This is a genomic window from Natronorubrum texcoconense (genome assembly GCF_900100335.1).
Taxonomy (GTDB): domain Archaea; phylum Halobacteriota; class Halobacteria; order Halobacteriales; family Natrialbaceae; genus Natronorubrum; species Natronorubrum texcoconense.
The window spans coordinates 245,404-268,420 of the sequence record NZ_FNFE01000007.1; the positions used below are offsets into that span (position 1 = coordinate 245,404).

Annotated in this window: 29 protein-coding genes; 14 read left to right on the top strand and 15 right to left on the bottom strand. The window is 62.7% G+C overall.

The window, feature by feature from the left end:
- Nucleotides 1–119 precede the first annotated feature (119 nt).
- The 5 genes from BLT08_RS19260 to BLT08_RS19280 form a co-directional block, all read right to left on the bottom strand.
- Nucleotides 120–578 (bottom strand): MaoC family dehydratase, encoded by a 459-nt coding sequence (locus tag BLT08_RS19260; RefSeq protein ID WP_090311216.1) that lies wholly within the window; start codon nucleotides 576–578, stop codon nucleotides 120–122.
- 104 nt (nucleotides 579–682) lie between these two features.
- Entirely contained in the window at nucleotides 683–1,381 is a 699-nt protein-coding gene (locus BLT08_RS19265) for a hypothetical protein (RefSeq protein ID WP_090311218.1), read from the bottom strand.
- A gap of 76 nt (nucleotides 1,382–1,457) precedes the next feature.
- Nucleotides 1,458–1,886, bottom strand: a complete 429-nt coding sequence (locus BLT08_RS19270; protein WP_090311221.1) for a DUF5807 family protein — start codon at nucleotides 1,884–1,886, stop codon at nucleotides 1,458–1,460.
- A 145-nt stretch (nucleotides 1,887–2,031) separates the two neighbouring features.
- A complete protein-coding gene (locus BLT08_RS19275) occupies nucleotides 2,032–2,475 on the bottom strand; it encodes a DUF7500 family protein (RefSeq protein ID WP_090311223.1) in 444 nt (147 codons plus the stop codon).
- Between the two features lie 78 nt (nucleotides 2,476–2,553).
- Complete coding sequence (locus tag BLT08_RS19280) at nucleotides 2,554–3,336, bottom strand: DUF8159 domain-containing protein (protein ID WP_090311224.1); 783 nt, start codon at nucleotides 3,334–3,336, stop codon at nucleotides 2,554–2,556.
- 133 nt (nucleotides 3,337–3,469) lie between these two features.
- Here BLT08_RS19280 and BLT08_RS19285 point away from each other — a divergent pair, with 133 nt between their 5' ends.
- Nucleotides 3,470–3,730, top strand: coding sequence for an AbrB/MazE/SpoVT family DNA-binding domain-containing protein (locus tag BLT08_RS19285; protein WP_090311227.1), 261 nt, complete (start codon nucleotides 3,470–3,472; stop codon nucleotides 3,728–3,730).
- Nucleotides 3,727–4,140 (top strand): putative toxin-antitoxin system toxin component, PIN family, encoded by a 414-nt coding sequence (locus BLT08_RS19290; protein ID WP_090311229.1) that lies wholly within the window; start codon nucleotides 3,727–3,729, stop codon nucleotides 4,138–4,140. Before BLT08_RS19285 ends, BLT08_RS19290 begins: the two co-directional genes overlap by 4 nt.
- A 202-nt stretch (nucleotides 4,141–4,342) precedes the next feature.
- Here the strand turns inward: BLT08_RS19290 and BLT08_RS19295 are convergent, their stop codons facing one another.
- The 4 genes from BLT08_RS19295 to BLT08_RS19310 are packed head-to-tail and all read right to left on the bottom strand — an operon-like array spanning nucleotide 4,343 to nucleotide 6,567.
- Nucleotides 4,343–4,681: a DUF7500 family protein gene (locus tag BLT08_RS19295; protein WP_245724282.1), complete on the bottom strand. Its 339-nt coding sequence runs from the start codon at nucleotides 4,679–4,681 to the stop codon at nucleotides 4,343–4,345.
- A gap of 29 nt (nucleotides 4,682–4,710) precedes the next feature.
- Nucleotides 4,711–5,298: an archaellin/type IV pilin N-terminal domain-containing protein gene (locus tag BLT08_RS19300; protein ID WP_090311231.1), complete on the bottom strand. Its 588-nt coding sequence runs from the start codon at nucleotides 5,296–5,298 to the stop codon at nucleotides 4,711–4,713.
- Between the two features lie 3 nt (nucleotides 5,299–5,301).
- Complete coding sequence (locus BLT08_RS19305; RefSeq protein WP_090311233.1) at nucleotides 5,302–5,931, bottom strand: archaellin/type IV pilin N-terminal domain-containing protein; 630 nt, start codon at nucleotides 5,929–5,931, stop codon at nucleotides 5,302–5,304.
- A gap of 3 nt (nucleotides 5,932–5,934) precedes the next feature.
- Nucleotides 5,935–6,567: an archaellin/type IV pilin N-terminal domain-containing protein gene (locus BLT08_RS19310; RefSeq protein ID WP_090311378.1), complete on the bottom strand. Its 633-nt coding sequence runs from the start codon at nucleotides 6,565–6,567 to the stop codon at nucleotides 5,935–5,937.
- A gap of 439 nt (nucleotides 6,568–7,006) precedes the next feature.
- Here BLT08_RS19310 and BLT08_RS19315 point away from each other — a divergent pair, with 439 nt between their 5' ends.
- From BLT08_RS19315 to BLT08_RS19350, 8 genes are all read left to right on the top strand, one after another.
- The gene (locus tag BLT08_RS19315) at nucleotides 7,007–8,137 is read left to right on the top strand and encodes a FlaD/FlaE family flagellar protein (RefSeq protein WP_090311235.1); all 1,131 of its coding nucleotides are present in this window, start codon (nucleotides 7,007–7,009) and stop codon (nucleotides 8,135–8,137) included.
- Nucleotides 8,138–8,160: 23 nt separating this feature from the next.
- The gene (locus BLT08_RS19320) at nucleotides 8,161–8,664 is read left to right on the top strand and encodes an archaellum stator protein ArlF (protein WP_090311237.1); all 504 of its coding nucleotides are present in this window, start codon (nucleotides 8,161–8,163) and stop codon (nucleotides 8,662–8,664) included.
- On the top strand, nucleotides 8,654–9,127 hold the full coding sequence (locus tag BLT08_RS19325; protein WP_090311239.1) for an archaellum stator protein ArlG: 474 nt from the start codon (nucleotides 8,654–8,656) through the stop codon (nucleotides 9,125–9,127). Before BLT08_RS19320 ends, BLT08_RS19325 begins: the two co-directional genes overlap by 11 nt.
- Nucleotides 9,124–9,852 (top strand): archaellum protein ArlH, encoded by a 729-nt coding sequence (locus tag BLT08_RS19330; protein WP_090311241.1) that lies wholly within the window; start codon nucleotides 9,124–9,126, stop codon nucleotides 9,850–9,852. Before BLT08_RS19325 ends, BLT08_RS19330 begins: the two co-directional genes overlap by 4 nt.
- Nucleotide 9,853: 1 nt before the next feature.
- Complete coding sequence (locus BLT08_RS19335; protein WP_090311243.1) at nucleotides 9,854–11,533, top strand: type II/IV secretion system ATPase subunit; 1,680 nt, start codon at nucleotides 9,854–9,856, stop codon at nucleotides 11,531–11,533.
- A 28-nt stretch (nucleotides 11,534–11,561) separates the two neighbouring features.
- Entirely contained in the window at nucleotides 11,562–13,334 is a 1,773-nt protein-coding gene (flaJ, locus tag BLT08_RS19340) for an archaellar assembly protein FlaJ (protein ID WP_090311245.1), read from the top strand.
- Between the two features lie 124 nt (nucleotides 13,335–13,458).
- Complete coding sequence (locus BLT08_RS19345; protein WP_090311247.1) at nucleotides 13,459–13,917, top strand: FlaD/FlaE family flagellar protein; 459 nt, start codon at nucleotides 13,459–13,461, stop codon at nucleotides 13,915–13,917.
- Nucleotides 13,918–14,264: 347 nt separating this feature from the next.
- Nucleotides 14,265–14,765 carry a helix-turn-helix transcriptional regulator gene (locus BLT08_RS19350; RefSeq protein ID WP_090311249.1) on the top strand — a complete coding sequence of 167 codons (501 nt, stop codon included), beginning with the start codon at nucleotides 14,265–14,267 and terminating at the stop codon, nucleotides 14,763–14,765.
- 112 nt (nucleotides 14,766–14,877) lie between these two features.
- Here BLT08_RS19350 and BLT08_RS19355 read toward each other — a convergent pair whose 3' ends face one another.
- The 6 genes from BLT08_RS19355 to BLT08_RS19385 form a co-directional block, all read right to left on the bottom strand.
- On the bottom strand, nucleotides 14,878–15,315 hold the full coding sequence (locus BLT08_RS19355; protein WP_090311251.1) for a DUF7112 family protein: 438 nt from the start codon (nucleotides 15,313–15,315) through the stop codon (nucleotides 14,878–14,880).
- A 27-nt stretch (nucleotides 15,316–15,342) separates the two neighbouring features.
- Complete coding sequence (locus BLT08_RS19360) at nucleotides 15,343–15,756, bottom strand: 30S ribosomal protein S6e (RefSeq protein WP_090311253.1); 414 nt, start codon at nucleotides 15,754–15,756, stop codon at nucleotides 15,343–15,345.
- Between the two features lie 314 nt (nucleotides 15,757–16,070).
- Nucleotides 16,071–16,541 carry an NUDIX hydrolase gene (locus BLT08_RS19365; RefSeq protein WP_090311379.1) on the bottom strand — a complete coding sequence of 157 codons (471 nt, stop codon included), beginning with the start codon at nucleotides 16,539–16,541 and terminating at the stop codon, nucleotides 16,071–16,073.
- A 70-nt stretch (nucleotides 16,542–16,611) separates the two neighbouring features.
- Nucleotides 16,612–17,124 carry a GNAT family N-acetyltransferase gene (locus tag BLT08_RS19370; RefSeq protein WP_090311255.1) on the bottom strand — a complete coding sequence of 171 codons (513 nt, stop codon included), beginning with the start codon at nucleotides 17,122–17,124 and terminating at the stop codon, nucleotides 16,612–16,614.
- Nucleotides 17,125–17,126: 2 nt separating this feature from the next.
- Nucleotides 17,127–18,056, bottom strand: a complete 930-nt coding sequence (ddh, locus tag BLT08_RS19375) for a D-2-hydroxyacid dehydrogenase (protein WP_090311257.1) — start codon at nucleotides 18,054–18,056, stop codon at nucleotides 17,127–17,129.
- Nucleotides 18,057–18,626: 570 nt separating this feature from the next.
- Nucleotides 18,627–20,009, bottom strand: a complete 1,383-nt coding sequence (locus BLT08_RS19385) for an eIF2B alpha/beta/delta subunit family protein (RefSeq protein ID WP_090311261.1) — start codon at nucleotides 20,007–20,009, stop codon at nucleotides 18,627–18,629.
- Between the two features lie 231 nt (nucleotides 20,010–20,240).
- On the opposite strand from BLT08_RS19385, the gene BLT08_RS19390 reads away from it, so the two are divergent.
- From BLT08_RS19390 to BLT08_RS19400, 4 genes are all read left to right on the top strand, one after another.
- Nucleotides 20,241–20,795, top strand: coding sequence for a metallophosphoesterase family protein (locus BLT08_RS19390; protein WP_090311264.1), 555 nt, complete (start codon nucleotides 20,241–20,243; stop codon nucleotides 20,793–20,795).
- Nucleotides 20,796–20,886: 91 nt separating this feature from the next.
- A complete protein-coding gene (locus tag BLT08_RS23165; RefSeq protein WP_175529386.1) occupies nucleotides 20,887–21,036 on the top strand; it encodes a hypothetical protein in 150 nt (49 codons plus the stop codon).
- A 31-nt stretch (nucleotides 21,037–21,067) separates the two neighbouring features.
- Nucleotides 21,068–21,613, top strand: a complete 546-nt coding sequence (locus tag BLT08_RS19395) for a ribbon-helix-helix protein, CopG family (RefSeq protein WP_090311266.1) — start codon at nucleotides 21,068–21,070, stop codon at nucleotides 21,611–21,613.
- Between the two features lie 155 nt (nucleotides 21,614–21,768).
- A complete protein-coding gene (locus BLT08_RS19400; RefSeq protein ID WP_090311268.1) occupies nucleotides 21,769–23,013 on the top strand; it encodes an Nramp family divalent metal transporter in 1,245 nt (414 codons plus the stop codon).
- The last annotated feature ends 4 nt before the right edge of the window (nucleotides 23,014–23,017 follow it).

Below are 23,017 nucleotides of genomic sequence, written 5' to 3' on the forward strand. Positions count from 1 at the left end.
GACCGTTTGACTCCGTTATTCTTCCTGTCTGCGCGACGTTCCGTGAACGGTCAGTACTGGCAGCCATCGGTGAGTCGCGGCTTGACGGCGGCAGTCCATAGTCGACCGGTAGAAACGGTCTACTCCTCGGCGTTTGCTCGACGGACGATATTGTGAGACGTGATCGACATGACCTCCGCGCCGTCGACGTGGACGGTACGGCGGAAGTCGACGTAGCCGCGATCCGATCGGCTCTCGGAGGGCGTCTTCTTCAGCACCTCGGCTCGAACGCGGAGCGTATCGCCGGGGCGGACCGGCTCGTGCCACCGCAGGTCGTCCATTCCGAGCCCGCCCATGTTCGCGACTCCCTCCTCGCCCTGGACGAAGTCCGTGATGAACAACCGAACCGACAGACAGAGCGTGTGCAGCCCGCTGGCGACGAGTTCTCCGAACATCGACTCCTCGGCCGCCGCCTCGTCGACGTGGAACGGCTGCGGATCGAACTGCTCGGCGAAGTCGACGATCTCTTCCTTGGAAACGGTGTAGCTCCCGGTTTCGTACGTGTCTCCGACCGTCAGGTCCTCGTAGTAGCGCGTCACGAAGCGTACTCTCTCGGGAGAAGTGATTAAATCGACCGGTTCAGGGGCTCGAGTTCCCGGCTACTCGGTAGCTATCGCGCCGAACGCTGGCCCGAAGCGCCACCTCAGTCCTGGGACATCACGTACCGCATGACGAGCTGCAGGACGTGAACGAACACACCGGCGACGGCGATGTAGACGCCGATCGTCTGGAGGGCGACGCGCGCATCGCGGTGGTCCCGAACCTGCCAGATCTCGTAGCCCAGCCGGAGGATGAAGCCCAGGAAGATGAGGACGAAGCCGACCAGGAGCAGGACATCGAGGATGAACGTCCCGACGAGGATCACGCCGAGGCCACCGAGGAACGCGTAGTTCGCGAACCGTCCCCAGTGCTCGAACGTCGTCGAGCGGGCGTAGATGTAGCCCGACACCAGCGCCGTCATCAGCGCGGTGACGACAGCCGTAATTCCCAGTACCGTGAGCTGTGTCTCCTGCGGAGCCATCGACAGGATACCGGCGCCGAAGACGCCGAAGGCCAGTTGCAGAACGACCATCCCGGCGAAGGCGATCCCCATATCGCCGCCCTCGATCCCGCGTTCGGCGATGATCTCGCCACCCATGATCGCCGCACCGTAGACGAGCACGCCCACGATCGGGGCCGCAAAGAGGTAGTCGTTGACGACCGCGAGCGGCGTCGCCGCGAAGACGTACATCAACGCGACGGTGATCGCCATCAGCCCGGTCGCGCCGCCGATCACCTGCACCTCTCGACTCGAGAGCCCGAAGCCACGGTCGGTCTTGTGCGGTGTTTCGAAGGAACTCATTGCTCGAGGGTAGCCGGCCGGATCGCAAAAGCGTGTTCCTTACGGTTGAAAAGATAGCTTTGTTGATGCGACGCAGTCAGGCGTCGGTCGCGTTCCACCGATCCGAATACGCCGTCCCGCACGTACACTTTGCGTAGGCGTGCACCACGTCACCCTCCGCGTAAATTCCCCCGACGTCCTCGTTTTGCTCCTCCGCGAAGGCGAAGACGAACTGGACCGCGTGGTCCTCGTCGTCCGAGGCCTCCGGACAGCTGCCGCTCGAGAGTTCGTCGTCGATCTCGCCCTCGAGATCCATCGCCGACTTCGCGAACTCCATCGCCTGCGTGCCGGTCGCCGCCTGAAACGCGCTCCGGCCGCGCTCGCCGTCGACGACGATCAGGACGCCCTCTTCGACCCGGTCGCCGAACTGCTCGAGGCGGTCGTCCGAGACGTACGAGTCGGCCAAAAACAGTGCGACGTCGTCGGGCCGCTCGCCGGCTAGGAATTCCTCGCGTGCGTTGGTCATAGGGCAGTATTTTCGCTCGAGGTGGAAAAAGGACGCGTCATACGGGTGACTGTGTAAGGGACTCGGGTCAGTGGAACAGCTACGAGTCGATCACATCGAAAACGAATTCTTCGCCGCGCATTCCTCGTGGCGTCCGCCTACCCTGTCAGCGTGAGGGCGGCGCAACGTCGAGATCAGACGCGGCCAGCATCACCTGCAGCGCCTCGCTGGGCGACATATCGTCGTCCAGCTGGCCCGCATACCAGGTCAGGAGCTCCACGAACACCTCGCGGACGTCGTGCGACGTGGCGCGGTGGTGTGCGAGTTCGCCGTCGGTTTTCAGCGTGATCTCGACCCCGTGGGGGTCGGCCGCCTCGGCGAGCGAGGTGTCCGCCGACTGGTCTGACGGGGTCGACTCGAGGTGCGCGGGACTCGAGTCGGCGTCTGTGATGTTCGCAGCGGCGTCGGCCGCCGGCATCTCGGCCGTCGCGCCCGCTCCGTCCGATCGAACGAGATACCGGTTCTCGCTGAGTTTGGCGACGTTGTCGTCCTCGAGTTGCAACTCCTCGGGAGTAAGGATGCCGTCGTCCTGAGTTGGGTCGGAGGTCATGGTGGATTGCTATCGTAGCAGTAGTGTGTGAACGGTCGAGGGTGCTGGTCTTGTTGGCCGGCAGTGAGGTGATCTCGATCAATCGTCGGTCTCGGCGTCACCGTCCTCACTCTCGGTGTCATCAGCTGTCTGATCCTCGGCCGCGTCGTCGCTGTCGTTCTCCTGACCGCCATCGTCGTCTCCGGTCTCGTCGGTGTCGTCTCGGTCGGGTTCCTGGTCCTGATCGGTCTCGGTTCCGCCCTCGTCGTCTCCGTCCGCTTCGAGGTCGTCCTCGTAGACCTTCGTGTTCATAATATTGTTCCAGAGCGTCATCTGGTTCATATCGATGCCATCACCGGTGCTCTCGTTCCCAGCGGTCTCGTTTCCGTCGGGAGTGGTCGAGTTATCCATATCCGACTCGTTCCCTTCGGCCGCCGTCTCGTCGCTGTCGAACTCGTGGATCCACTCGGAGTTGATCCCCCAGCCCAGCGCCTGCCCGTCGAAGGGGTTCGAGAGTTCCGTGTAGATAAACTCGATCTCCGAGCCGCGGTGGATCAGCGCCTGTTTGTAGACTTCGTAGATGAGCCAGATCTCCTCGTCGGACTCCTCGACCGTTTCGGCCTCGGAGCGGTACGTGAGGTAGAGTTCGTCGTCCTCTTCGAGGAGTTCGTCGACTTCGATGCCGTTCGACTCGAGGAAGTAGTAGAACTCGCCGGGGGTTCCCTCCCGCGGTTGGGAGGGTTCTTCGGGTTCGATTTCGGTGGCTGCCGTCGAGGTGCCGATAACCGAGTCGAGGCAGCCGGCGGTCGCGACGGTCGCGGCCGTCCCGGCGGCCGCACCGAGGAACTGCCGCCGCGAGGGTGTGGGGAACGCGTCTGTCATAGCTCTGCATCGGTGTACCACCTGCAAAAAGACCCGGACGATATCGAGTCGTGAGTCGTGGATCGACTCAGTACGCGCGGTGTCTCACCTGACCGATGGGTTCAAGCGTCTGCGTAAGGAAATCTTACGTAGAATGAGTACCGATCCGGAACTGACGACGGTGACCTCGAAGGGACAGATCACGATCCCGAGTCGACTGCGCGAGCAGTTCGGTCTCGAACAGGGCACTAAACTGATGGTCGTGCCGACCGATTACGGTCTCGTCCTGAAAAAGATCGATCTCCCCTCAGTCGAGGAGTTTCAGAACCGAGTCGAAAACCGCGCTACGTCCCTCGATCTCTCGAGTGAGGATGTCGAGCAATTGGTCCACGAGGCACGGGGCGCTGATGAATGAGGGCTGTCCTCGACACGAACGTTCTCATTTCGTCGGTGATCGCGACCGGCACGCCTCACGAGGTCGTCGTGGCAGGATTCGAAGGCGAGTATCAGATCGTCGTCTCCGTACCCACGCTTACGGAGTTCCGTGAGACGCTACTCAAATACCCCGACCGATTTCAGATGGATGCGGAGGCCGTTCAAACGGAAGTCGAAACGATCCGCTACTTTGCGGAGTTCGTCGAGCCGGACGAAAGCATTACGGCAGTGAATGCCGATCCCGATGACGACAAATTTCTCGAGGCTGCTGTCGCGGGTAACGTGGAGTATCTCGTCTCCGGCGACCAGCACTTGCTCGACCTCGATACCTTTCGCGGAGTCGATATCGTCTCTCCTCGAGTATTCTACGATGTTCTCGCCGAGCAGTAGCTGAATCGTGTTCGAGTACGCTCCAGCACCGAGTTGAGAACAGCGAACCACCGCAGTCCGCCAGAATGCAACACGCCGCGCCCTGTATTCCCTATACGGGCATGCGTGTCGAGTCGACGAGTTAGACCTCGAGATCGGATGCGGCCAGCATCACCTGCAACGCTTCGCTCGGCGACATATCGTCGTCCAGCTGGCCTGCATACTACGTCAGGAGGTCCACGAACACCTCGCGCACGTCGTGTGACGTGGCGTGATAGTGTGCGAGTTCGACGTCGGTCTTCAGCGTGATCTCGACCCCGTGGGGGTCGGCCGCGTCGGCGAGTTCCGTCGCCGGTGCCGACTGTGCGTGGTCCGACTCGAGGTGCGTGGCACTCGAGTCGGGGGTGATCGTCGTAGCACCGGCGGCCGGATCCGCGGCGGCCGTCTCCCCGTCCGACCGCACGAGATAGCGGTTCCCACTGAGTTCGGCGACGGTGTCGTCCTCGAGCTGCAACTCGTCGGGGGTGAGAATGCCGTCGTCGTGTGTTGGGTCGAGGGTCATGTGCGTGAAGTTGATTGTGTGGCTATATGTTAGACTTGGACGACAGTTGCGTCACCAAAGGTCGATGGGACGCTTACACCATAGGTGTACTGCGCTCCAGACTGATCAACCAACGCAACCGTTGCGCTTGAACCACTTTGTAACCCCTCATTTTCTTCGAGGTCTTCTAGGTTAATTGTAAGTGTCACACGTTCATCAGTGTTAGTTAATGAATCATCGTCGTAGTCTGCGACACCCTCAGTTTCGAAGTCCTCTCCATTTGCTTCTGAGCCATGTGTGAGTGTTTCAGCGGTCGAATCACTCGTGTACTGGACGGTCATCGACGTGAGGTCGATTGCACCGGACCCAGCCGACTTCTTGATTGTCATCTCAAGCGTGTCTACGTAATCATCATCTTCATCAGACACTTCTGCGACCGCATTAACGACTTCGATCTGGTTCGCCACCGCCTCTTGCGTCTCGGAGCCAGTATCGGATGCTTGACTTTGCAAGACACCTGCGGTATTGATTAGTACCCCTGCTGCAATCGCTGCGACCAGCACCATCGCGATGAACACGATGAGGGTCCCGATACCCACCTGCCCTCGTTCGTCGCTATCTGTTATTGTTTCGAACATTGATTAGACCTCCACGACGGTTGCGTCACCGAAGGTCGATGGAACACTCACACCGTAGGTGTATTGTGCACCGGACTGATCGACGAGCGCGACAGTTGCACTCGATCCACCTACCAGTCCATCATCCTCTTCAAGTTCGGCAATATCAACCGAGAGTTTGACACGCTCGTGCGTGCTCGTTAGGGAATCTCCATTATCTCCCGTCAGGTCTTCAGTAATGAATTCAGAACCACCGTCAGCCTGATCTGTACCACCACCAAATTCATCTTCATCGCTGAAAACGAGTGTCTCTGAAATAGAATCACTCGTGTATTGAACGGTCATCGATGTAAGATCAATCGGACCTGCACCAGCTGACTGCTTAATCGTCAGATCAAGCCGATCAACGACATCTACATCGTCCGGGCCACCTTCTGGCTCTATTTCACCGACTGCGTTGACGACTTCAATTTGGTTCGCCACTGCTTCCTGTGTCTCGGATCCAGTGTCGGATGCCTGACTTTGCAAGACACCGGCCGTATTGATCAGCACTCCTGCTGCAATCGCGGCAACCAGCACCATCGCGATGAACACGATGAGAGTACCGATACCCACCTGCCCGCGTTCATCACTATCTGTAATTGATTCGAACATCGTTTAGACCTCCACGACGGTTGCGTCACCGAAGGTCGATGGGACACTCACACCGTAGGTGTACTGTGCACCAGATTGGTCAACCAGCGCAACCGTTGCGCTTGAGCCACTCGCGAGGCCAACTGGTTCATCTTCCCCGCCAACATCGATTTCTTCTTCGAGCGCACCAAGGTCAAGCGTGAGTGTAACCCGTTCTTCGGTATTAGTCAACGACTCATCATCGTAATCTGCAACGCCCTCTGTACCAAAGTGGTCTTCAGTCGCTCCACCTTCGTCGTATGTGAGCGTCTCGGAGGTCGAATCACTTGTGTACTGGACGGTCATCGACGTGAGGTCGATTGCACCGGACCCAGCCGACTTCTTGATTGTCATCTCAAGCGTGTCCACGTAATCCTCATCATCAATTTCGTTATTATCGTCAAACGTTTCAGCAACTGCATTGACAACTTCGATCTGATTCGCAACCGCCTCTTGCGTTTCAGACCCGGTGTCGGATGCTTGACTCTGCAGCACCCCTGCCGTATTAATCAGTACCCCTGCTGCAATCGCTGCGACCAGCACCATCGCGATGAACACGATGAGGGTACCGATACCCACCTGGCCACGTTCTTCTTCGTCTGTTATAGTTTCGAACATAATGCGTACACCCTGCGTGCCGGACTCGCCCACGACGCGTCACACCGCACGTGACACGCTCGAGCGCCCACCTGGACACTCACCACCGACCTGACGGGCCGAGCCCGTCGCTCCCTCCGCGGGCGTGGCGACGGAACAACGGTTGTGTCCCGTCGAAGGTCGGTGTGTGGCGAGATGGTTGGCATCACAGTATCTGGGGATGCACCCCGGCGACGACAACGAATAGTCGGACTATCAAGCTCTGTACCATTTCAGCGAGCGTATCGAGACTCGACTCACGGTTCGAAACGCGGCCCGAACTCGAGGGAACCCCTTTAGGACCCGACTCGCTACTGGGGAGTAGCATGACCGTGCGACGTGGATTTAGGGGAACGTCGATCGCAGCCAACGGCGTTCTCGAGGCGGTCTCCAACCGCGTCGCGACCCCGCGTAGGTGACAATGAACTTCGGACTCCAAACCTTCCGCGAACTCATCGAAGACTTCCTCGCCAGCAGCGGCGGCCGTCGGGGCCGCGAGCGCGAGGCGCGACGTGAGGAGGGTAACGGCGGCGAGGAGTCCGAGTCGACGACCGACGCGGAGCCGTCCGATTCGGAGACAGCCGCCGACGAAACCGAGTCCGAACCCGAAGCGACCGAGAGCGGTGGCGGCGGCCTGTTCGGTCGTGGATCGAACGACGACGAGGAGGTCGACGACCTCGTCTACCGCATTCAGGAACTCGAGGAGGAACTCGAGTCCAAGGAGTCGACGCTGGGAACCGTCCAGGACTCCCAGCAGCAGGTCGCTCAGCAGGTCGAAGAAGTCAACGACACGGTTCGCCAGCTACTCGGCGTCTACGACATGGTAACCGACGACGTCAACCCGTTTACGGGCGCGGGCGAGGAGAAGAACGGCTTCGGCGTCTTCGGCGAGGACGACGACGGGACCGACGAGTCGGGCGGATTCGGTCTCGCGTCGGCCACCGAATCGGCAGCCGGCTCAAGTCCCGCAAACGAGACGGTCTCGTTCGACGATCTGAAGGGGGCGCTCGAGAACGCGGCCCAAGCCCAGGCCGACGGCGGGGAGACGATCGCGTTCGACGAGAACGAGCAGTTCGAGCGCGAGGACGACCGCGACACGCGCGTCGAGGTGCAGGCGACCGAGAGCGTCGACGAGCCGGACGACGCGACCGACCGGACCCGACCCGACGCGGGAGACGAGAACCGAACCGACGCGGACGTCGATTCGGACGACGTGACGCTCGCGACGCTCGCCGACACGTACGCGACCGACATCATCGTCTTCGAGTGGCTCACCCAACTGGTCCGGACGGGCGGCTCGGCGGCGACGCTGCGAGCCATCTCCTACTACGCCGAGATCGGCTGGATCGACGAGGAGGTCAAAGCCCATCTCGAGGGCGTGCTCAGCGGCCCGGATCTCGACATTCACGTCGATCCGGAGACGACGCCGGAGGAGCTGACCGCCGAGGATCACGCCGACAGCTACACGTACATCATGAAGCTGCAGGAGATCCACGAGACGCGACGGGAGGTCGAACCGGAGCGGACGGCGAACTCGAGGCCGGGGCCGTGACCCGACGACCGAGGTGATCGAAGATGGGATTCAGTACCAGTGGCGCGACGGCAGTGCTCCTCGTCGGACTGCTCGTGGCGGTCGGCATCGCCTACCCGGTCTTACAGGGTGCTCAGGAGGCGCGACTGACGGCCATCGACGACCGCGACGACCGGGCGCTCGACCTTCGCAACAGCGATATCGAACTCGAAGAGGCGACGTACGACATCTCGAGCGACGACGAGGGCGGAGATGACGAAGACGAAAACGGCGACGACGAGTACACGCTGATGGTGAACGTGACCAACACCGGCTCGACGACGCTGTCGGTCCCCGCGACGGACCTGCTCGTCGACGGCATCTACCAACCTGTCGGCGAGGACGAGACCGACGTAGACGGAACCGCTGGCAGAGACCTCTGGCAGCCCGGTGAGACGCTGACGTTCACCGTCGAGCTCGACGAGTCGGACGACCCGCCGAAACGAGTGAAGATCGTAACCGAACACGGCATCGCGGAGACCACGACGGAGGTGACCGATGTCGAGTGAATCGATCTCGTCGCTGATCCTCTTCATCGCCGCGATGCTCGTCGCGGCGGCCGTCGCCGGGACGCTCGTGACGACGGTAACCGATGTCAGCGGCTCGATCGATACCCACAGCGACGGGGTCAAAGAGCAGATCGACACCGATTTCGAGATCATCAGCGATCCGGGGAGCGATGCGGTGTACGACGATAGCAGCGAAACCGTCTCGGTGCTGGTCAAAAACACCGGATCGACCACGCTCGCGAGCGACGGCAGCGATCTCGACCTCCTCGTCAACGGCGAGTACGTGACCGACCAGGTTCGACCCGAGATCCTCGACGACGACGCCACCAGCTGGCGCCGCGGCGTCGTCGCCGAACTCGAGATCGAGGTCGAGAACGGACTCGCCAGCGGCGAGGAACACCGAGTCACCGTCACCGTCAACGGCCAGACGGAGACCCTCGAGTTCTACGTGCCCCAATCATGACCGACTACTACTCCATCGGACTGACCGACAGCGACCGCGTGAACACCGCCGTCGGCGGCGGCATCCCCGAGGGGAGCATCGTGCTCATCGAGGGCGAAGACGGCGCCGGAAAGAGCGCGCTCTCCCAGCGGTTTTCCTACGGAATGGCGACGGAAGAGATCCCCGTCACCTACATCTCGACGGAGCTCGAGTCCTGGGAGTTCGTCCAGCAGATGCACTCGCTGTCCTACGACGTGGTCGACCTGCTGTTAGACGAACGAATGCTCTTCCTCCACGCGAACGTCGACACGCACGACGAGGGGAGAGAACGACAGCTGCTCGCGCGGCTCGCGAGCGCGGAGACGCTCTGGAAGGCCGACGTGGTGTACGTCGATACGCTCTCCGCGCTCCTTCGAAACGACCCCAACTACGAGGCCGTCATCGAAGAGGGAGACGAGGACCACGTCATCCAGCGGCTGGTGACCTTCCTCCGGCACGTGACGATGCAAGACAAGACCGTCGTGTTGACGATCGATCCGACGAGCGTCCGCGACGACGCGTTGCGGCCGCTGCGAAACACGGCCGATATCTACTTCCAGATAGAGACGAACACGGTGGGACAGGAGATCCGACGGAACGTCCTCGTCCGTCGGTTCCAGAACATGAAAACGCCAGTCGACGACTCGATCGGGTTCAACGTCCAACAGGGACGGGGCATCTCGATCGTCAGCAGGACGGTGGCCTGAGATGTCCGATTTCGGCACCGCACGGCTCGAGAACGAACTCGACGCCTTGGCCGACGAGCACCCACACCTTCGGGAACATCTCGAATGGTTCTCCGAGGAACACGGCGAGTACCCGAAGCTCATCGACGAGCCGAGCGGCGAGTGGGAATCTGACCGGCCGAACGTCATCTACGAGGCCGAAGAACCGATCTTCTGCCACGTCCACGGCGATCTGGGGATCAGCACGACCTACTACTGCGTCGAACCGACCCTCGAGGAGGCGGACAAGGCCCTGTACGACAAGATCCGGCGGCGGATCCTCGACAAGAGCGTGACGCGACCCGCACCCAGCAACAACGAGGAGTTCGAGGAGCACCTCGACGAACTCCTCGACGGCGTCGTCGAGATCACGTCGGGGATCACCGGCCAGTCGATCGGTCGCCTCAAATCCCTCGGCGGGAACAAGATTTCGCTCTCCCAGGACCAGTTCGACCGGTTGCGATACCAGCTCCAGCGCGATATCGTCGGCCTCGGCCCGCTCGAGCCGGTGATGGTCGACACGGCGAACGAGGACATTCACGTCATCGGACCCAAACAGTGTTACCTCGACCACGGCACCTACGGCATGATCTCGGCGACGGTCGACTTCGGCACGCCCGAGGAGTTCGAACAGTGGCTGCGCAACATGGGCGAGCGGATGAACCACCCCGTCAGCGACTCCGATCCGGTGATCGACGCGACGCTGCCGAACGGGTCGCGTATCAACATCATCTACTCCGACGACGTCTCCGTCCAGGGGCCGTCGATGACGATTCGTCAGGGCGAGGAGATCCCGCTGTCGATCCTGCAGATCACGAAGTGGGGGACGGTGTCTCCCGAACTGGCGGCGTACCTCTGGCTCTGTCTCGAGAACGAGCAGACGGTGTTCGTCGTCGGGGAGACGGCGTCGGGGAAGACGACGACGCTGAACGCGATCCTCTCGTTCATCCCGCAGGACTCGAAGATCTACACCGCGGAGGACACGGCGGAAGTGTTGCCGCCCCACGACACGTGGCAGCAACTCCTCACCCGCGAGGGGTCGGGCGACGAGTCCGCGGACGTCGACATGTTCGACCTCGTCGCGGCTGCCCTCCGATCACGCCCCGACTACATTATCGTGGGTGAGGTTCGCGGAGCGGAGGGGCAGATGGCGTTTCAGGCGGCTCAGACCGGCCACCCCGTCATGCTGACCTTCCACGCCAGCGACATCGTCTCGATGATCCAGCGATTCACCGGCGCGCCGATCAACGTCCCCGAGACGTTCATGGACAACTGCGACGTCGCGCTGTTCCAGAACCGAGTCAAACAGGGCGACGACGTCCTCCGTCGGGTCACCTCGGTCCAGGAGATCGAAGGCTACTCCGACTACGAAGGCGGGGTCGTCACCCGGCAGGCGTTCAAGTGGGACCCACGCGACGACGACGTCGCCTTCACGGGGCGGAACAACTCCTACGTCTTAGAGGAGCAGATCGCGACCCTGCTCGGCTACGAGGACACGCGGGAGATCTACGACGAACTCGACCGGCGCGCGGAGATCATCCGCCAGCTCATCGACGCCGACGTGCTCGGCTACCACGAGGTCAACGACGCCATCGCCAACTTCCAGCGCGACGGACTCGAGGGGCTCCCGATCCAGATACGGGGGATCAACCAGTTCGCCTGAGCGGCGACGCGAGACCCACACACCGCCAATGTCGACAGAATCCCAATCCGCGCCCGATCTGAGCGCCCGTTCGATTCTGCAGTCGCTCAACACGGCGTACGCGAACATGGAGATGTCCCTCGAGCGGTATCTCCTGCTCGTAATCGGGCCCGCGTTCGGCTTCTTCGTCGGCGCGGCCGTCGTCGTGGTCGTCCTCGGTCTCCCGCTGTTCGTCGCGCTCCCGGTCGTGTTGCTCGGACTCCTGTTCGTGGTCGTCGCGATCATCTACCCGAAACTCGCACAAGATCGCAAGCGAAAGCAGGTTCGCCAGCGCTTTCACCTCTTTTTGACCCACATCACCGTCCTGTCGATGACGAACATCAACCGCGTCGAGATCTTTCGAACGCTCGCCGAGGAGGACGAGTACGACGCCCTCGCCGAGGAGATGGGGTATCTCGTCGCGCTGGTCGACACCTGGAACATGAGCCTGGACGACGCCTGCCGATTGCGGGCCAAACAGACCTCGAGTCCGCTCCTGACCGACTTTCTGGAGCGACTCGCGTACACGGTCGGCGGGGGCCAGGGGATCGACGAGTTCCTGGTCGAAGAGCAGGACACGATCATCCAGCAGTTCGTCACCCGCTACGAGTCGGATCTGGCGAAACTCGACGTGATGAAGGAACTGTACATGTCGATGATGCTGTCGGTGGCGTTCATCCTCGTGTTCGCCATCGTGTTGCCGATCCTGGTCGGAATCAGTCCGACCCTGCTCATCGCCGGGACGATCGCCATGTTCGCGATCGTGCAGGTGGCGTTCGTCTACGCGATTCACGTGGTCTCGCCGTACGACCCGCTCTGGTACATCGAGGAGACGGCCGGACCCGGGCCGCTGTCGCGGATTCCCCGGGCGCTCGCGATCGGGATCGGCTGCAGTCTCGTCCTCGCGGTCGTCGTCCTGCTCGTCCTGCTCGGACTCCTCCCGATCGCCGCCGATCGGATTCCGCTGCCGATCATGGCCGCGATTCCCGTGACGCCGTTGCTCCTCCCCGGCTGGCGGATGCGCCAAGAGGAGAGCAAGGTGAAGGTCCGCGACGGCGAGTTCCCCAGTTTCATCCGTGCGCTCGGTGCCGTCGAGAGCGTCAAACAGACCTCGACGGGGAACGTCCTCGAGAGCCTGCGACGGAAGGATTTCGGCGCGCTGACGGCGAACGTCGACGCGCTCTACAAGCGACTCAACATGCGGATCGACGACATCCGGTCGTGGCGGCTGTTCGCCGCCGAGACCGGCTCCTACCTCATCCAGAAGTTCGGCGACATGTACGTCGTCGGCCGCCAGATGGGTGGCGATCCGAAGGTGCTCGGAAAGGTCATTAGCCAGAACCAGAATCAGGTGCTCAAAGTCCGCGAACAGCGCCAGCAGGCGACGACGACGCTGACCGGCGTTCTCTACGGGATCACGGCCGCGAGCGTCTTCGCCTTCTTCATCGGCCTCGAGGTCGTCGAGATCATGATGGAGATCACGACCGAGATGAACCTCGACGGTGGGAGCGACGCTGCAGCGGCAGGGGCCGAGGGGGCGCAGGTGAGCGGCGGCGGCGTCGCGAGCGACTTCTTGCACACCGAGCAGTACAATCTCGGGGCCATCGAGTATCTGCTGATCATGACCATCCTGATCAACGCGATGCTCTCGTCGATCATGATCCGGATCACCGACCGCGGCCACATGATCAGTAGCCTCGTCCACTTCGTGCTCCTGACCTGGCTCGGCGCGATCATCGCCGTTGTGACGAAGTACGTCGTCAACGCCGTCATCGCCGTCTGATCGAATTCGGATGCTGACGCCGCGTTGACCCGCACTAACAGGCGACTCAGTCCTCGTAATCGGACGAAGCTTCTTGATACTGCCACCACTGTCATCGGTATAGACCGGCCTCCGGCCACCTACCATGACAGGATCACAACCGTATCTCGAGACGCTCGAACGATCGGCCGGGCGAACCGACGCGACCATCCAGTGGGCCAGATTTCTCGGCGAAACGTTCGGGACCACGGGTGCGCTGAACTGCCTGCGCTACTACGAGGATCTCGGCTGGATCAGCCCCCTCGTCCGCGAGCAGATGACCTCCTACCTGCGCGGACTCTCGCTCGGGGAAATCCACAACAAGCGCTACGACGAACCGACCACGCTCGACTACCCGCTCGAGTCGCTCAGCGGGACGCTCTTTTCGGCTCACGCCCAGAGCCTCGAGTACATCGCGACGATCAGAGGAGACGACCTGGAGGAGCACGTCATGATCGCTCGGATGGCAGAACGTCGCGTGGAGCGACGGATCGACGACGAGGAGGAGACGGCCGACGGCCCGAACGAGATGGTCAGCATCATTCGCAACGGGCCGCCGACATAGTGGTCATTCATTTCCCCATCGGCCAAAAACCTTATACAATATAACCCATTCAGTCCAAAAATCAATCATACAGTCACTATTGCAGCTGTGGCGTGAGTGAAAACTGCGGAGAATACGAAATTAGTATCGAGTTGGAAACAATGGTATAAAATACGGTTATTTTATAAATCAATAACTATTGTACTTACAGGTCCGACGTCTGTTCGACCCCTTGCCATTTAATATCTATGGGTTCCAGAAATTCAATAGTCGTGAGTAGTGGTCGTCTGTCAGCGGTTCGTCGGCAGTGCGTGGTCGACAGGTGGATCGACGATCCTTCTCACGTACCCCCCAACTGGTGATCGTCAATGCGTGAGGATATACCCGATACGGAGTCCGTCTTCGACGAGCTGTCGAGGGCGGCGACTGCAGGCGAGCAGTCGGAATCGTACACTATCTCCTTGGGAACGACCGACGAGTCGTCCAAGGACGTCGAGCGAGAGCTCGACGAGCTGATGGCGGAAGTAAACGCGGCGCTGCCGACCGAGGACGTCCAGTTCGACGAGACGATAATCAAGGAGAATCTCGACGAGATTCTGCTGATGCTCATCGCCCTGCACGAAGAGACCCACGGGAAGGAGCTGCTGTCGGATCTCACTCACCTGTTCGGTGCTCAGCTGAGCCCGGGTACCGTCTACCCGAGTCTACACACTCTGGAGGAGGAGGACGTGCTATCGATGCACGCGAAGGTTCGAACCAAGGAGTACTCGATCGACGACGAGGAGTACGTCCGCGCGACCGTCGAGCGAACGATGGTCCAGCATCTGGCCTTCGGGCTGTTGCTGTACGCGTTCCTGCCGCGCCTGTGAACCGCCTCGGGGTCAATCCCCGAGGCACTCGCTTTGTTTTCTCTGTAGACCGGTCGCTGTTTTCATCTAATTTTGCGCCCAGCGACGACTCGAGCCCGGGCCGACGGTACTGCTACTGCTCTTCGAGATCCTTCGCGATGTCGGTCAGACTGTCGCTCGGTGGTTCGTGGGCGTCGTAGTAGACCGTCTCGCCCGGTGCGCGAAGGCCGTAGAGGAACTCGGGTTCGATGACGTCGACCAGCACCGAGCCGCCGGCCGCGACGCCGTGGTCGTCGGCCCAGTCGACCAGTCGGTCCGGCGCGCCGCTCGGATCGCGGGCCTGATCGGGCGTCTCGTAGATGGCCGGGATCGACAGATCGTCGCCCGTCAGCGCCCGTTCGACCCGTCCGAACAGTTCGTCGCCGTCGAGGACGATCCGGACGACCTCGTCGGTCGGGAACGCGTCGCGTTCGTCGGCCGGTACCTCGAGACGGACGCCGGTCGCCGTCTCCGTACACGTCGACCGGACCGTCTGCACTGACGGATGGTCGCTCGAAATTCGGTCTGCCATGCTAGAACGAAAGGTCGTGTGGTCGGATTACTCGTCGTCCTCGGCGTCTTCGGCGTCGCCCTCACCGAGCAGCTCGTCGATACCGGTGCTGCCGTGCTCGACAACTGCGGCGTTGATCTGTGCGACGGCGTCGGAGACCTCGCTTCCGCGGACCGTGATACGGCGGCGCTCGCCGTCACGCGACGGCTTGTAGCCAGTCTGGCGTTCTTTCATCAGGACTTCCTGCAGGTTCGCGCCGGCGACGCCCGGGTTGAGCGGTCGGCCGGCGTTGTCCGAGCCACCGGTGATCTCGAGCGTGTAGCCGTCGAGACCGACGGCGCCGCCGTCGACTTCCTCGCCGATCGACTTGCCGATGAACCGGTTTGCGTCCTGTTCTTCCGCCTCGAGCTGGTAGGACGACCCGGAGTCGGGGTCGCCAACGACGACAGTGAAACTTGCCATGTGCGACGGAAGACGGCCGTCGCTCAAAAGAACATCGATACGACCTTTCGCGCTACGGTCTGCCCCACTGACGGCAGCGTCGGTACCCACAGCGCGTCGTTCCTCGGCAAAATCCGCAACAGAGCGCGTCGCGCTCTGCGCTCGTTCGGAGTTGGTGATTCCGACGGAGTCGCTTGCAGTTGGGCGACAACGTGGCGCAAACGGTTCGCGGGGCCATACACGGGGCGAGCGTGAGTACGGAAGACGGCTCTCGCGGCGCTCGAGACGCCTCCCGGCCAGCTGAATTTGCGATGTCGACTGCAGTTCGAAGAAGGTCACATCTCAGAGCCGGCGGCGCGAATCGCCTCCGTCCCGAGCGTGACCACGTCCTCCGGCAGCTCGCTCTCGAGTAGGTCGTTCCGCGTATACCACTCCCAGGAGTCTGCAGCCACCTCGCCGTCCGCGGGCGAGATGTCGCGACTCGAGACCGTCGCGTAGTAGATCAGATCGATGTGCTGGTGGCCGACCTGTCCGTCGTGGACGTTGATATCGTACAGCATCTGGTGGCGCGCCGGGGGGAGCGGCCGTCCGGCGGGCGCCTCGATCGAATCAGCCTCGTCGAGCAGCGTCGCCTCGAGTCCGGTCTCCTCGCGAACCTCCCGAAGGCCGGCTTCGGCGGGCAGTTCGTCCCGATCCACGTGTCCGCCGGGCGGGATCGTCATCCCGAGTCGCTCGTGCTCGTGGAGGGCAGTCGCCCCGTCGCTGACGATGTAGACGGTCGCGGTAAAGTGGCGCGTCGTTTCCATACTGGCGAGAGAGACCGCCGTTCCTTCAGCGTATTCCATCCGCGGCGAAACTAAAACTAAACGACACCGATTACAGCGCCGTTCGCATCCGCAGACACTCGAGTCCCACCCCCGCTTCCATCTCGAGCGAAACCGTCTCGACCCCCTCGTAGCCCTGCCGTCGGTAGAACTCGATCGCGTTCCGCGACGCCGTGAGTACGAGCGTTTCGAGGCCCGCATCGCTCGCGGCCGACTCGAGCGCTTCGAGAATCGCGCGGCCGATGCCCTCGCGGACGTGGTCGGGATGGACGTAGACGGCACCGATCTCGCCGGTTGAGTCATCGCGGCCGTCGGGATCGCAGTCGAGCAGGCCGAAGCCGGCGATTTCGACGCCATCCTCGCCTTCGAGTTCGGCCACAACGATGTGGTGGTCGGGACCCCCGAGCGGATAGCCCTCCGGCGGGACGTTCGAGAGCCACGCCCGAACCTGCTCGGCGTCGTACGCGGCGGGTCCGAGGTCGCGGATCGAGGCCGCGTGAACGTCGGCGATCGATTCCGCATCGGTCGACTCCGCCTCGCGAATTTTCACTCGAGCGGGAGCCATTCTTAGACGACGCGGTTGTGGAACTCGTCGTCGGCCTCGAGTCGTCCCACGTTGTCGCGAACGATCTCGCCGACGTCCCGGAAGTAGTCCCGCGTGTAAGCCGCACAGTGGGGCGTGACGATCACTTCGTCCATGCTCCACAGCGGGGAGTCCTCGGGCAGCGGTTCCGCCTCGAAGACGTCGAGCGCCGCGCCTTCGATCGAATCCGACTCGAGGGCGTCGATCAGCGCCGGTTCGTCCACGACTGGCCCGCGGGCCACGTTGACGAAGTAGGCGTCCTCGCGCATGGCGTCGAACGCCTCCGCGTCGAACAGGTGGTGGGTCTCGTCGGTCAGCGGGACCGTGGCGATCACGAACTCGGCGTCGGCGACGGCCTCGAGCAAGTCGTCGTTCGCGTAGATCTCCTCGAATCCGGGGACCGGGTCGCCGGAGCGGCGGACGCCGATGACGCGAACACCGAGCGCCCCGAGCGTCTCCGCGACGCCGCGTCCCAGGGTTCCGGTGCCGACGACGCAGGCAGTTTTCCCGGGCAGCGTGAACGCCTCGTCCCACTCGGGGCGCTCCCACCGGCGTTCTTGCTGGTTCGCGACGTGATCGTGGAGCCGTCGCGAGAACGCGAGCAGGTAGCCCGCGACCGTCTCGCCGACCGTGCGGTCGTGGATCCCCGTGCTGTTCGTGAGAATCACGTTCGCGGCCTCGAGGTCGTCGAACGGGAACCGGTCGACGCCCGCCTGGATCGAGTGGATCCAGTCGAGTTCGAGGAGCGCCTCGCGGTACTCGATGGTGACGACCGCGTCGCAGTCGGCGATTTCGTCGTCGCCGATCACGTCGACGGCGACCGGGAGGTCGGCGAGGTGGGTCGCGAGTTCCGACGGCGGAAACACCGCGTCGACCGAGTCGTGGACGCCGAGTCGCTCGAGTTCGAAGTGCATGGGTGTGGGTACGGACGAACTCGAGTTGAACCTTTCCAGAGACGACTCGTCGTCGGCATCGTTGCTGGAGTCTGCGTTAGACAGCTGATGGTGTCCATTTGATGGGCGTAGTGAACGCTCGAGCGTGTAGTGATCGGGAAGACGAGTGTTCTGCAGTTGCTGGCGGCGATGAGTGCCACGTCCTCCCCAGCCGATTCGCTCGCTTCTTCCAGTCGCTCGCTCATCCATAGGAAGACGCAGAGCGTCTTCCACGCAGTCGCTCGTCGCACTCGCGACGACCTCGCACGTTTTCGTCGACCGACCCACGCTTGTTCGGTCGGCCGACAGCGTGCGCCGCTGCACGTGGTTTGGTTAGTCCGAGCAGGAACGCCTGTACTGACGATCGATACACGAAATCGGTCGACTATTGGAATCACTGAGAGGACGGTTCAGAAACGGTGCCGTCGCTAGAAACTTCGAAAGGGCGGCTCAGGAAAAATCCTCGTCACAAGGGGCTCGGAGGGGGTAACATATCGTCACTGCCGCCTCCTTCGACTACGCACTCGAGGGGTTTCCGTCTATCGCTTTGGCTCACCGATCGCGCCACTCCTCGAGCCCCCGCAACTCCTCGACGACGACCCTCACCTCACTACCCTCGAGCGAACCCCGTTCGGTCACGATCTCGTCCACGCAGTCCGCGGGCGTCACGTCGAACGTCGGATTCACCACGTCGAGCGACGCGTCGCCGTCGTAGACGGCGGACCGGGAGCCGGACTCGAGGTTCACTTCCTCGCGCGTCGAGAGTTTGTCCGTCGCGGCGACGATCGTCACCGGAATTCCCTCGTGGGCGGCCGCGAGCACCAACGCCCGCGTTCCCGTCTTGTTCACCACGGAGCCGTCGTGGAGCACCGTATCCGCACCGACGACGACTCGATCGACGGCCTCCTGCGAGCAAACGTGTGCCGCTGCCGCGTCGGTGTGGACTGTCACTGGGCAGTCGATTGCGTCGTCCGCGGCGAGTTCCTCCGCCACGTCGATCCCCTCCTGAGCCGGCCGGGATTCGGCGACGAAAATCCGCGACGGATCGCCCCCGCGGAGCGCCTCGAGGACGGTTCCCGACCGCGAGAGCGTCGCGACGGTGCCGTCGATCAGTTCGTCGGCGGCCGCCGCGGCGTCGGTGTCGGCGGCGGTCGCGCGCTCGATTCCGGTGATCGTGGACTCGAGGACGGCGGACGCGCCGGGAACCGACTCCTCGTCCGGTGCGGCGTCCACCGCCTCGCTCATCGCCCGATTGACCCGGTTTCGGAGGACGGCCATCGAGGGGCGAGCCTCGAGCAGTCGGCCGGCGAGTTCGGCGAGTTCGTCCCACTCTTCCTCGGAGTCCAGGCCGGAATCACGGGTTCTCCGATCGTCGTCCCCAGACGACGACGCTTCGCGCTCTTCCCGTTCGGCGACGAGCAGTCCCGCGCGGTCGCGGAGCACCTCGAGAGAGCGGATCGACAGATACGCCGCCCCGTGCTCGTCGTCGGCCGCGATCGAGCGAACCGTGGGCGCGACGCGCTCGTAGGCGGTCCACAGTTCGGGCACCGTCTCGCGATCGTCGTCCGGATCGACGACGACCGTGGGCGACACCCACTCGAGGGCGTCGTGTTCCTCGCTCAGTTCGATCTCCCGGAAGTCGGCGTCGAACAGATACGGGTGGACGACCCACTCGCGATCGAGGGACGGATCAGCGAACTCGACCGGCCGGCCCGAGCGAACGAGCGAGACGGATTCTCCAGGCACGAGACCGGTCTCCTCGCGGATCTCCGCGCGAACCTGTTCGTCGGGGTCGCCTTCAGCGAAGCCGGAGACGCCGCCCCATCGGCCCTGATAGGTGCCGACTGCGTCGCTGCGGCACAAGAGCAGGATCTCGCCTCGGTGTCTGAGAAAGGCAGTGACGACGTGCGTTCCATCGGGAGTGTCGGCGCACATACCCGTCCCGACGGGGGGCGGAGTGGTGTCGCTTTCGACAGCGACTCGCCCTCCGGGTTGGTCGCCCTCGCGGCCGAACGCGTCTCTCGAAGAAGGCAGCGTCTCCCGTCACGACCTCGAGTACGTGAGACGGGCCACGGGGATCGTCCGCTGACGAACGGGTTTCGGCGTCGGTGACAAATGGTTTGGGAGAGACGAACAGTTTTCGAGACAGGCTGACAAACGGACGCTATGACCCGTATCGCGATCATTTCCGACACGCACGTCCCTACTCGAGAGTCCGACATTCCCGACTGGGTCGTCGCCGAGATCGAACGGGCAGACCACACCATCCACGCCGGCGATTTCGAGTCGATCGGGGCGCACGAGCAGATGGTCGATCTTACGGACGGCGAACTGACCGCCGTTCTTGGAAACGTAGATCCGGCGACGCTCGACGTGCCGCGGACGGCCACCCTCGAAGTCGACGGCGTGACGTTCGTCGTCACCCACGGGGACGGCTCGTCGGGCAGTTGGCGCGAACGGGTCCTCGAGACAGTTCGCACCGCAGCAGGCGTGGACGCCGAAACGACACTCGTCGCCGTCGCCGGCCACACCCACCAGGTCGTCGATACGACCGTCACGTTCGACGACCCCCACGGAGCCGACGATGAGGGCCAACCCGCCAGTCGCGTCCGGCTGCTGAACCCGGGGAGCGCCACCGGCGCTGCACCCACGACGTTCGAGACGATGTTCGTCGCGACCGTCGACGACGGAACCCTCTCGGTCGAGCATCGAACTGGATAGATCGCCCCATCTCGGAGAACGCGAGTGGGGCCCTCGGTCGCAGGCGGTAAACGAACGATAAATTACCGGCAGCACATATCCGGGACTATCGATGGGAACTCCCGAACGAACGACTATAAGGTCCGGAACGGACGCTCAGATCGGCGTCGGCGACACGTTCACCGACATCGCCCTCTCGATCGGCGAGCGACGACCGACTCGACGGGCCGCGAACGTGACTCCAATCGGACACGTGCCGTGAACTATACCCGTCTCGCGTTCGACGGAAACACATGACTCAGCGCGTCACGGTCTCGCTCGACGACGACTCGCAGGCGGCACTCGAGACGCTCCTCGCCGAGACCGGAAACGGACAGAGCGAGATCGTCCGCCGTTCGCTCGCCTTCTACGCGGCGAACTTCGAGGCGGCGAGCGCCTCGCCGAGCGACAACTTAGAACAGTACTATCAGATGCTTACCTCGGGCGAGCACGTCCTGTTGGACGTCGATTTTCTCCACGCCTTTCTCGAGCACTGCTACGCCGGCGGCGATCCCGATCCGGCGTTCGTCGCGGCGGCCGACAGGGTCTCGGACTACCACGCTCGCGAGTACGCCCAGCGCTTCGACAGCGTCGGCGAGGTCCTCGAGTGGCTCTCGTTCTGTGGCTTTCTGGACGTGCGCAGCGAGGAGGACGACGTCTACCACATCGTCTTCCCCTCGGAGGCGATCCGCTGGTTCATGACGCGCTTTCTCGAGCGCAGCACGGTCGATCTGCCGACGGAGATCGGGATCGAACAGGGCGTCTCGAAGGTGATCGTGACCGAACGATCGAGTAGCTGATTCCACGCTCGAAGCACGGATTCGTCGACGGACGGCCGACGTTCATACGATTTCATACGTCGAACATCACCCGATCAGGAATACTCGAGTCCGTGTGTTCGATTCTTAACAACCCTTTTGTGCTCTTCGGCGAGGGATGTGTGTGGACATACATCATGGGTGTTGTAGATAGACTGAAGGCGATCGGACCGGGCGCACTCGTTGCCGCGGCGTTCGTCGGTCCGGGAACCGTGACGACGGCGAGTGTCATCGGGGCAGAGTACGCGTACCTGCTCGTGTGGACGATCGCGTTCTCGATCCTGGCGACCATCGTGCTCCAGGAGATGAGCGCGCGACTGGGACTGATCTCGAAGGAAGGGCTGGGCGAGGCGTTCCGCGGCGAGTTCTCGAACCCGATCGCGAAGGGGGTGACCGTCGCCCTCGTCGTGAGCGCGATCGGAATCGGGACGGCGGCGTTCCAGACGGGGAACATCGTCGGCGGCGCGGCCGGCCTCGCGACGATCACCGGCGTCAGCGAGAACATCTGGGGGCCGCTTATCGGACTGGTCGCCGCTGCCTTGTTGTGGTCGGGTAGCTACAAACTGATCGAGCGGGTCTTCATCGGACTCGTCGTCATCATGGGACTCGCGTTCGTGCTCAACGCGATCATCGTTCGGCCCGACGTCACCGCCCTCGGCGGCGGTCTCGTGCCGACGGTTCCCGAGGGGTCGGCGTACCTGATCGCCGGGCTCGTCGGCACCACCGTCGTCGGCTACAACCTGTTCCTGCACGCGAGCACCGTCCAGGAGCGTTGGAGCGGCCCCGACGACCTCGCGGAGTGTCGCACCGACACGATCGGCATGATCATCGTCGGCGGGCTCATCACGACCTCGATCGTCGTCACGGCCGCCGCGGTGTTCCCCGAGGGCACCCAGATCGCCGACGTCGGCGAGATGGCCGACCAGCTAGAGCCCGTCTTCGGCGGCTACGCGCTGACGTTCTTTGCGATCGGTCTCTTCGCGGCCGGCTTCACGAGCGCGATGAGCGCACCGCTCGCGGGAGCGTACGCGACTGCGGGTGCACTCGGCTGGGAGCGCGACCTGAAATCGACGCGCTTTCGCGCGATCTGGATGACGATCCTCGGCGTCGGCATCGTCTTCTCGGCGCTGGACTACAACCCCGTCGAGGTCATCGTCTTCGCGCAGGTCGCCAACGGGCTCCTCCTGCCGATCCTCGCGGTCTTCCTCATCTACGCGATGAACAACGACGACCTGCTCGGCGAACACACGAACACGACCCTCCAGAACGTCCTCGGCGGCTTCATCACGCTCGTCGTGGTCGGAATCGGTCTGCAGACGCTCTACGACGTCGTGGTCGTCGGCGACGGCCTCGAGGTATTATTCGGCTTCCTGCCGTTCTAACGAC

What these genes read in the sequence shown, in the direction of transcription:
- BLT08_RS19265 (WP_090311218.1), bottom strand. Translation starts at nt 1,381, where the DNA reads ATGAGTTCCTTCGAAACACCGCACAAGACCGACCGTGGCTTCGGGCTC.
- BLT08_RS19270 (WP_090311221.1), bottom strand. Translation starts at nt 1,886, where the DNA reads ATGACCAACGCACGCGAGGAATTCCTAGCCGGCGAGCGGCCCGACGAC.
- BLT08_RS19275 (WP_090311223.1), bottom strand. Translation starts at nt 2,475, where the DNA reads ATGACCTCCGACCCAACTCAGGACGACGGCATCCTTACTCCCGAGGAG.
- BLT08_RS19280 (WP_090311224.1), bottom strand. Translation starts at nt 3,336, where the DNA reads ATGACAGACGCGTTCCCCACACCCTCGCGGCGGCAGTTCCTCGGTGCG.
- BLT08_RS19285 (WP_090311227.1), top strand. Translation starts at nt 3,470, where the DNA reads ATGAGTACCGATCCGGAACTGACGACGGTGACCTCGAAGGGACAGATC.
- BLT08_RS19290 (WP_090311229.1), top strand. Translation starts at nt 3,727, where the DNA reads ATGAGGGCTGTCCTCGACACGAACGTTCTCATTTCGTCGGTGATCGCG.
- BLT08_RS19295 (WP_245724282.1), bottom strand. Translation starts at nt 4,681, where the DNA reads ATGACCCTCGACCCAACACACGACGACGGCATTCTCACCCCCGACGAG.
- BLT08_RS19300 (WP_090311231.1), bottom strand. Translation starts at nt 5,298, where the DNA reads ATGTTCGAAACAATAACAGATAGCGACGAACGAGGGCAGGTGGGTATC.
- BLT08_RS19305 (WP_090311233.1), bottom strand. Translation starts at nt 5,931, where the DNA reads ATGTTCGAATCAATTACAGATAGTGATGAACGCGGGCAGGTGGGTATC.
- BLT08_RS19310 (WP_090311378.1), bottom strand. Translation starts at nt 6,567, where the DNA reads ATGTTCGAAACTATAACAGACGAAGAAGAACGTGGCCAGGTGGGTATC.
- BLT08_RS19315 (WP_090311235.1), top strand. Translation starts at nt 7,007, where the DNA reads ATGAACTTCGGACTCCAAACCTTCCGCGAACTCATCGAAGACTTCCTC.
- BLT08_RS19320 (WP_090311237.1), top strand. Translation starts at nt 8,161, where the DNA reads ATGGGATTCAGTACCAGTGGCGCGACGGCAGTGCTCCTCGTCGGACTG.
- BLT08_RS19325 (WP_090311239.1), top strand. Translation starts at nt 8,654, where the DNA reads ATGTCGAGTGAATCGATCTCGTCGCTGATCCTCTTCATCGCCGCGATG.
- BLT08_RS19330 (WP_090311241.1), top strand. Translation starts at nt 9,124, where the DNA reads ATGACCGACTACTACTCCATCGGACTGACCGACAGCGACCGCGTGAAC.
- BLT08_RS19335 (WP_090311243.1), top strand. Translation starts at nt 9,854, where the DNA reads ATGTCCGATTTCGGCACCGCACGGCTCGAGAACGAACTCGACGCCTTG.
- flaJ (WP_090311245.1), top strand. Translation starts at nt 11,562, where the DNA reads ATGTCGACAGAATCCCAATCCGCGCCCGATCTGAGCGCCCGTTCGATT.
- BLT08_RS19345 (WP_090311247.1), top strand. Translation starts at nt 13,459, where the DNA reads ATGACAGGATCACAACCGTATCTCGAGACGCTCGAACGATCGGCCGGG.
- BLT08_RS19350 (WP_090311249.1), top strand. Translation starts at nt 14,265, where the DNA reads ATGCGTGAGGATATACCCGATACGGAGTCCGTCTTCGACGAGCTGTCG.
- BLT08_RS19355 (WP_090311251.1), bottom strand. Translation starts at nt 15,315, where the DNA reads ATGGCAGACCGAATTTCGAGCGACCATCCGTCAGTGCAGACGGTCCGG.
- BLT08_RS19360 (WP_090311253.1), bottom strand. Translation starts at nt 15,756, where the DNA reads ATGGCAAGTTTCACTGTCGTCGTTGGCGACCCCGACTCCGGGTCGTCC.
- BLT08_RS19365 (WP_090311379.1), bottom strand. Translation starts at nt 16,541, where the DNA reads ATGGAAACGACGCGCCACTTTACCGCGACCGTCTACATCGTCAGCGAC.
- BLT08_RS19370 (WP_090311255.1), bottom strand. Translation starts at nt 17,124, where the DNA reads ATGGCTCCCGCTCGAGTGAAAATTCGCGAGGCGGAGTCGACCGATGCG.
- ddh (WP_090311257.1), bottom strand. Translation starts at nt 18,056, where the DNA reads ATGCACTTCGAACTCGAGCGACTCGGCGTCCACGACTCGGTCGACGCG.
- BLT08_RS19385 (WP_090311261.1), bottom strand. Translation starts at nt 20,009, where the DNA reads ATGTGCGCCGACACTCCCGATGGAACGCACGTCGTCACTGCCTTTCTC.
- BLT08_RS19390 (WP_090311264.1), top strand. Translation starts at nt 20,241, where the DNA reads ATGACCCGTATCGCGATCATTTCCGACACGCACGTCCCTACTCGAGAG.
- BLT08_RS23165 (WP_175529386.1), top strand. Translation starts at nt 20,887, where the DNA reads ATGGGAACTCCCGAACGAACGACTATAAGGTCCGGAACGGACGCTCAG.
- BLT08_RS19395 (WP_090311266.1), top strand. Translation starts at nt 21,068, where the DNA reads ATGACTCAGCGCGTCACGGTCTCGCTCGACGACGACTCGCAGGCGGCA.
- BLT08_RS19400 (WP_090311268.1), top strand. Translation starts at nt 21,769, where the DNA reads ATGGGTGTTGTAGATAGACTGAAGGCGATCGGACCGGGCGCACTCGTT.